This is a genomic window from Litorimonas sp. (assembly GCA_029936425.1).
In the GTDB taxonomy this organism is placed as follows: Bacteria; Pseudomonadota; Alphaproteobacteria; order Caulobacterales; family Maricaulaceae; genus Litorimonas.
Genome location: JAPYSU010000011.1, coordinates 64807 through 74386, shown reverse-complemented (window position 1 = coordinate 74386; position 9580 = coordinate 64807). Strand labels below are relative to the sequence as shown.

Here is a 9580-nt window from a genome sequence, read left to right as displayed (position 1 = left end):
GGACGGATCCGGGTCTATCAAGGCGCGTGCCTGACGCTCGAGGCTCTAACCTCTTTCTTTCGAGACTACCCGGAAGACAGAGACCGAGACCTTAGACTGCGGACGACCTCCGACACAGGAGGATCGCTACAAGGCCGCTGCGATATAAACCGCCGCCGCGTGACGGTTGTCGCGTAAAACATATTTCCCTTGGTCTCCATCGCGGGGGCCGTCACGCGGGCTGTCCACTTTATTCAAGGACGAACGCCAAAGCTCCGCCCCCGATGGCGAGCAGGAAGGAACGCTTGGGCGATGCACACTTTAGAAACTGTGGACTTAACTTTCTACCCCCGTCATTACAAGACTTGTTCTTGTAATCCATCTCCCAGTCCTAGCCATTTAATAGAAGCGTGAAGAGGCGTGCTATGCCAACACATCATGATATCTATCTCCTTATGACCCATCTGAAATCTCTGGAGATGGATTGCAAGAACGGGGTCTTGCAATGACGATGCTGCAGAGATGGCTCACAACCTCTCGGCCTTCCGCATCGGCACCCTTCGGGCTTGTGCGGAATGACAGAAATAATAGGAGAGCAAACCTCTCTCACCTTGTCATACCGACGCGACTTTTAAGTCGCCCGGTAATGTGCCTTGTCGGTTCGGCGTGAGAACGTCTTTCTCGCATCAAGTGGCCAAGCTTAAGGCACGGCACCGGGCAGGCCTTGCCTGCGTCGGGGTGACAATGTTGTGGGATTTGTTCGCCACTCTAAGCCGGGATCACCCTCGCAAATTATGAAAGGAAAGCTCATGACACAAACAAAAAAGCCCCCTTGCGGGAGCTTTCGAAAAATCTGGTCTGTTGAAAATTTTATTTAACAGTGTGGGGCTGGCTCGCATTTTTCTGGGCGGTTTCAACCAGAGCCTTGAAGCTCTCGGGCTCGTTTCCGGCCATGTCGGCCAGGACTTTACGGTCCAGAGAGATGCCGGCTTTTTTCAATCCGTCCATGAAACGGCCATAGGTCATGCCGTGAAGGCGGGCCGCCGCGTTGATCCGCTGGATCCAGAGGGCGCGGAACTGACGCTTTTTCAGCTTCCGGCCGATATAGGCATACTGACCAGCTTTTTCGACCGCCTGATTGGCAATACGGAAAGTGTTCTTACGGCGACCGCGATAGCCGGAAGCCGCATCAATAACTTTTTTATGACGTGCGTGTTTTGTGACGCCGCGTTTTACTCGTGACATAATATTACTCCAGAATAGAAAGGGCGGCGATTAGCCGTTTGGCATGAATGATTTTTTGATACGCTTGGCGTCGCAGTCTTTCAGGACTGTTGTGCCGCGAAGCTTACGAATTTGGTCATTCGTGCGTTTGATCATTCCGTGACGTTTACCGGCCTGGCCAGCTTTCACTTTACCACTGGAGGTGATTTTGAAGCGCTTTTTGGCGCCTGATTTGGTCTTCATTTTTGGCATTTCGGTCTCCTTGATTTGCGCCGTGTCTCCAGACCCGGAGTGCGGCGCTGCCTTTAGAGCAGTCAGGCATGCCTTTAGCCCGATCTGCTGCAGTTATTCCGGCTTTCACCGGAAGTCGCGCCTTATAAGCGTTCGTGACCAGAGGTCAAGCTATGCTGTGCACGTTGAGGGATAGGCTCCCGGCGTAAAATGACGGGAGGCTAGGTAAATTTAGACGTAGGAGATTAGCGCGGCGCGAGAACCATGGTCATCATCCGGCCCTCGGTTTTGGGCTCGAATTCGACCTTGGCCATTTCAGCGAAGTCTTCTTTCACCCGGGCGAGGAGGTCCATGCCGCGATCCATATGCGCCATTTCACGGCCCCGGAAGCGGACGGTCACTTTGACCTTATCGCCGCGGTCAAAGAATTTGTTCATGGCTTTGGTTTTGACCTCGTAATCATGCGTATCGATATTCGGCCGCATTTTGATTTCTTTGAGGGCTTGGGTGCGTTGATTCTTACGGTTCGCCGCTTTCTTCTTCTGGTTTTCAAAGCGCATTTTCCCGTAGTCGAGAACCTTGCAGACCGGGGTGTCATTTGGGGCCACTTCGACGAGATCCAAACCAGCGGCGCTGGCGGCGGCGAGGGCTTCTTCGATGGGAACGACACCGCGCTTTTCTCCGTCTTCCATGATGAGCAAGACTTTTGAGGCGGTAATGTCCCTGTTGATGCGCGGCCCCTTTGGCTTCTTGGACGGCGGGGCAGCTAATGGGCGTCTGGCGATGTGAATTCTCCTAAGGTTATTAAAGTGGACAAGAATATGGCGGCAATAGCCGATATATTCAAGGGTTATGCTTAGCTGACTTAACGGTTTTTTGCTGTCAGAAGTTCCGAATAGACAGCCAAAACGCGCGCCTGGAGAGATTTTCGGGAAAAATAGCGCATTATTCGGGTTCTGGCGTGTCTCGAATCATAGGCCGGCCAGGCCAGAGCCCGCTTTATCGCCTTGGCCATGGCCTCCAAATCTCCGGCGGGCACGAGCCATCCGGTTTTTCCGTCTTCGACCGTCTCCAAAGCGCCCCCGAGAGCCGTTGCCACAACGGGGCGGCCCATTGCCTGGGCCTCCGCCGCGACCCGGCCAAAGGCTTCGGGTTCATTGGACGCGCTCAGGACAACATGCGCGCTGGCGTAAATGAGAGGCATGTCAGAGCGGTGGCCTTCTATCGTGACCCTGCCGCCCAACTTCAAAGCCTTTATCCGGTCTTCAATCTCAGAAACATAATTGTCCCGCCCTTGTGCGTCCCCGACGAGAATGAGACGGCAAGAATTTGGAAGGTCTGCGAGAGCGTCAACAGCATCCAATTGCCCCTTCCAACGTGTCAAACGACCGGGGAGAACAATAAATTTATCATGTGGCCCGCCCCAGAGATTGCGTTGATCCGTGACAGCGTCATGACTAACTTTTATGGGATCGAATTGGTCCATATCAACGCCGCGTGGAATCACGGCAATGCTGTCCTTGTTCAGGCCATGAACTTTCACAATGTGATCCCGGGTAAAGGTTGAATTGGCAATGACCGCATTCCCCCGGGCCATGATGGAATTATAAAATCGTTTAGGCCAGGTCTTGGCATTATAAATGCCGTGATAGGTTGTAACGAAGGGCGTACGAGTCAGCTTCGCAGCAAAATAGGCCGGCCAAGCGGGGGCGCGGGATCGGGCGTGAACAATATTGATGTCGTTGTCTTTGATCAGTTTTCGAATTTGGAAGATACGCGAAATGATGGTCAGTATGTTTTTACTGCCCACTGGAGAGGTATGGAGCTGGCCACCCAACTCCTCTATCTCTTTTTCCAAGCGTCCACCTGCGGAAAGCACATGAGCGGCGTGACCGCGAGAGGTGAGGGCTTCCACTATATCTACGGTCGTCCGTTCAACGCCTCCTGCTTCCAACGCAGGAAGAATTTGCAGGACGCGTATTACAGGTTTATCCGTCTGGTTCAGACTCATATTTTAGGCTTTAAAGGAAATTGATGACCAACGCACCCGACTTTCTAAATCTTTCCGACGGAACAAAACTGGCCTACCGCAAAGTTAAAGGAAAGAGTCCGACAATTATTTGGTGCGGGGGACTGAAATCTGACATGGAAGGATCAAAAGCGATATATCTGGAAGACTGGGCGAAGCAGACCGGACACGCATATATTCGTTTTGATTATTTTGGTCATGGACTGAGCGACGGTGAATTCACCAACGGCACAATAAGTCGGTGGGCGTCCGATACAGTGTCCATTCTCGACGAGCTTACCGAGGGAGAGTGTATCTTGGTGGGGTCTTCCATGGGGGGATGGGCCGGCCTTTTGGCAGCGATGGAGCTAAAAGACCGTGTGAAGGCAATGGTTTTGATAAATCCCGCGCCGGATTTTACCGAAAAGCTGACTTATGCAAGCTGGACGGACGGCCAAAAAGCTGATCTCCTTGAAAAAGGAGTGGTTTATGAGGCTTCGGGATATGAAGAGCCTTACGCCTATTCTAAAGAACTGATTGAGGATGGTCGCGCGCGGCAGATATTAGACGCGCCTATCGCTCTGAAATGTCCCATCCGGATACTGCAGGGGGCGGAAGATACTGTCGTGCCTCCCAAGCACAGCCAGCGTATTGTAAACGCAATTGAGAGTGAGGACGTAACTTACACCTTGGTAAAAGGCGGGGATCATAGTCTGTCGCGCGAGCAAGATTTGAAACTCTTGAGCGTGACTCTAAGCGGTCTGCTCGATTAATGCTTCCGCCATCACAGCAGAAATCTGAGCCGACGCGATATTCTCAGCTTACGGCAAGGTCTGCGAAAAAACTCGTGGAAAAAAATTTTCGTCAAGCGGGTCTAGCCTTCGCTGAACAGGAAGCTTTGGAGCTGGTTATGGCCGCGACGGGCAAGACCAGAACAGATATCATTTTGGGCGACTCTTCTTTTCTTGCCTCGGAAGATTTAGAAAAAGTTTCTGATTTCGAGGCGCGGCGCCTTTCCGGTGAGCCCGTTGACGCCATCCTGGGATGGAGAGAGTTTTTCGGGCGGCGCTTTAAGGTCACGAAAGATGTGCTTTCTCCTCGGGAAGACACTGAAAACTTAGTTCGTCTTGCTCTCAATGCTCTCAAAGTGAAAAAATCTCCTGTCTGTCTTGACCTTGGGACGGGTTCAGGCGCGATAATCGTATCATTGCTTGCAGAGCGCCAAGACCTGAAAGGTCTAGGTGTCGACATTTCAGTTCAGGCTCTGAATATCGCCCAAGAAAATGCGGATTTACTGGGCGTTTCGGACAGAGTGGAATTCATCCAAAGCAGTTGGTTCGAAAATGTCACCGGAAGTTATGATCTTATTGTTTCCAATCCTCCTTATATTTCAGACGAGGCGATGGCAGGTCTGGAAAGCGAAGTTCTTGAATACGATCCTGATATTTCCTTGCGAGGCGGGAGGGATGGTTTGACTGCCTATCGGCAGATTACAGGAACGGCCAAAGACTTTCTTGCTCCGGGCGGGTCTCTTTGGGTTGAAATCGGCTATGACCAGTCGGAAGCCGTACAATCTCTGTTCGAGAAAAACCAATTTATTGAGATCGAAGTGCACAAGGATTTATCTGGTCGAGACCGCTGCGTCGGCGGAAAGAAACCAAGCTGAAATTTAACATAAAAAAAGCTTTGCGACGGGCCCTGACTTTGCTACGCCCAATAGGCAAGGCGAAGTTGGTTCCACCAAAAGATTCGACAATAATGTTTGAATAATAGGAACACCGCAGATTGCCCCATTAGAAATGCCTTTTTAAAAATAATTAGGCCCTGTCGTTTGTCTGTTTCATTCAGCTTGAGTGAAGACAGAGTGTGGACGATAAAACATCCGTATAGGACAAGATCATGAAGCGTCAGCGCGGTCGTAATCGTAATAAGAATAACAACAATAATAATAGTAATCGGTCTATGGACAGTAATGGACCAGACGTAAAAGTGCGCGGCAGCGCCAGCACAATTTACGATAAATACACCACTTTGGCCCGTGATGCTGCAAGCTCGGGCAATCGAGTCAAAGCTGAAAATTATCGTCAGCATGCAGAGCATTATCTCCGTCTTCTGAACGCTCAGGAAGCCGCGAAACAGGCCGCCCAAGAGGCCAGGGCCGCCCGTAATAGTTCCAAAGACGATGATAGCGACAGCAATGACGATAATAATTCGCAGAGAAACTCACGCGGCCGTCAGTCAAACTCCCGTCGTCAGAACAATAATGATCAAAATAACAACGATCAGAGTGACTCTTCTAAAAACTCTGACGATAAGAACGAAAATAAAGAACGTAAGAAAAAGAAAAAATCTGACAAAGAAAGCTCTCAGAGCACACCTGAGGGGTTGGAAGTTGTCACGCCCGAAGGCGAAAAGCCAAAACGCAAGCGTAGCTCCAAGAAACAAAAAGAGATTGAAACAAGTGACTCGTCATCGGAAACTGAGGAAAAACCGAAACGTCGCCGGAAAGCCCCAACACGAAATGACGACAGCGAAAACTTTATTGCCGCCGAGTAAGGTGTTTCACAGCTTAAAACAAAATGACCCGGCAGTTTTGTCGGGTTTTTTTATATCTTAGGATAGGTCCACTCTTGTGATAAAGGAATAAAATCCTACATGAGCAATAAGGAAGATTACCAGACTTAACTTTAAAAGAGTTGAACAGGACTAAAAATGGATATTCAGGCTTATACTCAAAGAGGGCGAAGTGTCATTCAATCTGCTCAAACGGAAGCTCTTACTCGCGACCACCAGCAGCTTGTGCCTTTACATATAATGTCGGCTTTATTGCAGGAAGACGGAAGCTTACCGCGCAACCTTATACAAATGTCAGGCGCAGAAGTCAGCGCGTTGGAAAATGCAGTTTCGAATGGCTTAGGGAAATTGCCCCAAGTGCAGGGCGGCTCAGGTTTGTCACTCTCTAAAGATAGCGCCAAGATTTTTGCCAATGCCGAAAAGTCAGCTAAAGCTGCCGGAGACGCTTTTGTCACGGTAGAGCGGCTTCTGCTTGCGACTATATTGAATGCTGACAAAGACCTGCGACAGGCATTGGATGTCGCGAATATTGACAATTCCCGTTTACAGGAGGCTATCAAGTCTGTGCGAAAAACAAATGATCCAGTCATCTCGGATGCGGCCGAGGATCAATTTGACGCTTTGTCTAAATATGCCCGTGATCTGACGCAGGCGTCCCGGGATGGTAAGCTTGATCCGGTGATAGGCCGCGACGAAGAAATTCGCCGCACAATCCAAGTTTTGTCTCGTCGGTCTAAAAATAATCCGCTTTTGATTGGAGAGCCGGGGGTCGGGAAGACAGCGATCGCGGAAGGTCTGGCCAATCGTATCGTGTCAGGCGATGTTCCGGAAAGCATTCGGGATAAACGCCTGCTTGCCCTTGATATGGGGTCTCTGATCGCCGGGGCAAAATATAGAGGCGAATTTGAAGAACGCCTCAAAGCTGTTCTGAAAGAAGTCGAGCAAGCCGACGGCAAAATTATACTCTTCATTGATGAGATACACACTCTTGTCGGAGCGGGTAAAACCGATGGCGCGATGGACGCAGCCAATCTGTTGAAGCCTGCATTGGCCCGCGGAGAGCTACATTGCGTCGGCGCGACTACGCTCGACGAGTATCGGAAACACCTTGAAAAAGATGCGGCGCTCGCACGCCGGTTTTTGACAGTTTTTGTCACGGAACCGACAGTGGAAGACACAATATCTATTTTGCGGGGACTGAAAGAAAAATACGAAGTTCACCACGGCATTAGAATTTCCGATTCTGCCATTGTGTCCGCCGCTCAGCTGTCCAACCGCTATATCACCGACCGGTTTCTACCGGATAAAGCAATTGATCTTATGGACGAAGCGGCATCGCGTCTTCGGATGCAGGTAGATAGTAAACCAGAAGCCCTAGACGAAATTGACCGCCGTCTGGTTCAACTGAAAATCGAAGTCGAGGCTTTGAAAAAAGAGACGGATAAAGCGTCTAAGGAGCGTTTGAAAAAACGTATGTCAGAGATTGCTGAGTTGAAATCTCAGTCTGACGAGCTGACCTCTGCTTGGCAGTCGGAAAAGTCCAAATTGGCTTCAGCGACCGATGTGAAAGAGCGTTTGGATCAGGCTCGTTTTCAGCTGCAAGACGCTGTCCGTCGCGGGGATTATGAAACCGCCGGACGACTTCAACACGAAGACATTCCTTCGCTCGAAGACAAGGTTAAGGAATTGGAAAGCCAAAATACGGATGAGTCCGCGCTCGCATCTGAAACCGTTTCATCAGAAACAATCGCGGCTGTCGTGTCCCGCTGGACAGGGGTTCCAGTTGAGAAAATGCTTGAAGGCGAACGCGACAAGCTACTCCAGATGGAAGATATTCTGAGCGCCCGAGTGGTCGGACAGAACCGGGCTGTTGCCGCAGTTTCAGACGCGGTGCGCCGGGCCAGGGCTGGTCTGCGTGACCCCGCGCGGCCAATCGGAAGTTTCATGTTCCTCGGGCCGACAGGTGTTGGTAAAACAGAACTTACCAAAGCTTTGGCCGGTTTCATGTTTGACGATGACCAGGCAATTACGCGCATGGACATGTCAGAATATATGGAAAAACATTCGGTCGCGCGCCTCATTGGTGCACCTCCCGGCTATGTGGGTTATGATGAGGGCGGCGCTTTGACGGAAGCTGTGCGTCGCCGCCCCTATCAGGTTGTCTTGTTTGACGAGATCGAGAAAGCGCATCCCGATGTGTTCAATGTGCTCCTGCAGGTTCTTGATGATGGGCGCTTAACGGACGGGCAGGGGCGAACGGTAGATTTCCGAAATACGCTTATTATCATGACGTCTAACATTGGGTCGCAGCATCTTCTCAATCTGGGCGAAGGAGAAAATGTGAATGCGGCGAGAGTCGGCGTTATGGCCGAGGTTAATGCGCATTTCCGTCCGGAATTTTTGAATAGACTGGATGAAATCTTGTTATTCGAGCGCCTTAAGCCCGAACATATGGGCGCAATTGTCGATATTCAGATTAAGCGCCTGCAGGGGTGGCTGAAAGATAAATCGATTATTCTGGAGTTATCTGATGAAGCGCGCGATTGGCTCGGAAAGCAAGGCTATGATCCGTCATACGGGGCTCGACCTTTGAAACGAGTTATTCAGAAAAACGTACAAGATGAACTGGCGCGAGAGCTATTGGCCGGGCGTATAGCGGATGGAGACAAAATTGAGGTGACCTTAAAAGGCAAAAAAATTCACATTGCTAAAGCTTAAAAAATAAACCCCGCTTTGAAGCGGGGTTTGTCTTTCCTATTTTTTTGTTTTGGGACCCGGTTTTTTTCTCGGCGTTCCGTCTTTTTTAAGTAAGTTTCCATCTTTATCCCTGGGGGCTTTGGAACCTGGTTTCGGGCCCCGTTTTTTCGGGGCTGCCGACTTTGACGGGCTTGCCTTTTTGGTAGCAGGTTTGGTACTGGCCGCCTTAGCTTTATGCGCCGTCTTGGCCGCAGGCGACGTTTTCCGTGTTTTTGGCTTAGCTGTGGGTTCCAGGATTTTAGTAGGTGTTGGATCCTGAGACTCTTTAGGATTAGAGCCTTTACCCATAACTTCTTCATTTTTTGATGTCGAAGACGATTTTGCTGTACCAGTCTTTTGCTTCACATTTTCCGACAAATCTTCAAAACTATCTTTTGCGTCCTCGAAGGATGTACGGGTTTTTTCTGAAGCGCTTTGTGTGAAGTTTCTAGCTCTCTGTGAGGCGGCCTCAGCAGCTTTTCGTGTCTCCTTCATGATATCAATATCGGCGGATTCAGACTTTCCACCGTCAGGAGACAAATTATCATTGATCCGAAAGACAGCGACGGCGAGCTCCGAAAAGAGACGAATTGTGACAAGCGCCAATAAAATCGAGGCAAAGAAATTTATAAAGCTAACAAAAGCCGCTAATGGATCTAGCTGGATATTGTCCAAAGCCGTCGAAAAGAATGATAGCCCCCAAACTATGATGGCGAGCCAAAAGAAAGGGATAACGAGTTTTTCTTTCAGTAATTTATCGAAAGAGAAAAAGAAATTGATGAAATTCTTCACAGTATTGAGCCCTATTGTTAAATACGGAATGATTTT

The 9580-nt window shown here is 49.9% G+C and carries 9 protein-coding genes; 4 read left to right on the top strand and 5 right to left on the bottom strand.

The window, feature by feature from the left end; translation table 11 throughout:
* Nucleotides 1-849: 849 nt before the first annotated feature.
* The 4 genes from rplT to ACN0IC_RS10635 form a co-directional block, all read right to left on the bottom strand.
* The gene (gene rplT, locus ACN0IC_RS10650; RefSeq protein ID WP_416878762.1) at nucleotides 850-1224 is read right to left on the bottom strand and encodes a 50S ribosomal protein L20; all 375 of its coding nucleotides are present in this window, start codon (nucleotides 1222-1224) and stop codon (nucleotides 850-852) included.
* A gap of 30 nt (nucleotides 1225-1254) precedes the next feature.
* A complete protein-coding gene (rpmI, locus tag ACN0IC_RS10645; RefSeq protein WP_121099558.1) occupies nucleotides 1255-1455 on the bottom strand; it encodes a 50S ribosomal protein L35 in 201 nt (66 codons plus the stop codon).
* Nucleotides 1456-1679: 224 nt separating this feature from the next.
* A complete protein-coding gene (infC, locus tag ACN0IC_RS10640) occupies nucleotides 1680-2219 on the bottom strand; it encodes a translation initiation factor IF-3 (protein WP_416878766.1) in 540 nt (179 codons plus the stop codon).
* Nucleotides 2220-2299: 80 nt separating this feature from the next.
* A complete protein-coding gene (locus ACN0IC_RS10635) occupies nucleotides 2300-3445 on the bottom strand; it encodes a glycosyltransferase family 4 protein (protein WP_416878761.1) in 1146 nt (381 codons plus the stop codon).
* Between the two features lie 23 nt (nucleotides 3446-3468).
* Between ACN0IC_RS10635 and ACN0IC_RS10630 the strand changes: the two genes are divergently transcribed.
* From ACN0IC_RS10630 to clpB, 4 genes are all read left to right on the top strand, one after another.
* Nucleotides 3469-4215, top strand: a complete 747-nt coding sequence (locus ACN0IC_RS10630) for an alpha/beta fold hydrolase (RefSeq protein WP_416878760.1) — start codon at nucleotides 3469-3471, stop codon at nucleotides 4213-4215.
* Nucleotides 4216-4289: 74 nt separating this feature from the next.
* Entirely contained in the window at nucleotides 4290-5108 is an 819-nt protein-coding gene (prmC, locus tag ACN0IC_RS10625) for a peptide chain release factor N(5)-glutamine methyltransferase (RefSeq protein WP_416878759.1), read from the top strand.
* 233 nt (nucleotides 5109-5341) lie between these two features.
* Complete coding sequence (locus tag ACN0IC_RS10620; RefSeq protein ID WP_416878758.1) at nucleotides 5342-5998, top strand: DUF4167 domain-containing protein; 657 nt, start codon at nucleotides 5342-5344, stop codon at nucleotides 5996-5998.
* Nucleotides 5999-6154: 156 nt separating this feature from the next.
* Nucleotides 6155-8734 carry an ATP-dependent chaperone ClpB gene (clpB, locus tag ACN0IC_RS10615; RefSeq protein ID WP_416878757.1) on the top strand — a complete coding sequence of 860 codons (2580 nt, stop codon included), beginning with the start codon at nucleotides 6155-6157 and terminating at the stop codon, nucleotides 8732-8734.
* Between the two features lie 36 nt (nucleotides 8735-8770).
* On the opposite strand, the gene ACN0IC_RS10610 is transcribed toward clpB, so the two are convergent.
* Nucleotides 8771-9544 (bottom strand): DUF4282 domain-containing protein, encoded by a 774-nt coding sequence (locus ACN0IC_RS10610; RefSeq protein ID WP_416878756.1) that lies wholly within the window; start codon nucleotides 9542-9544, stop codon nucleotides 8771-8773.
* Between the last annotated feature and the right edge of the window lie 36 nt (nucleotides 9545-9580).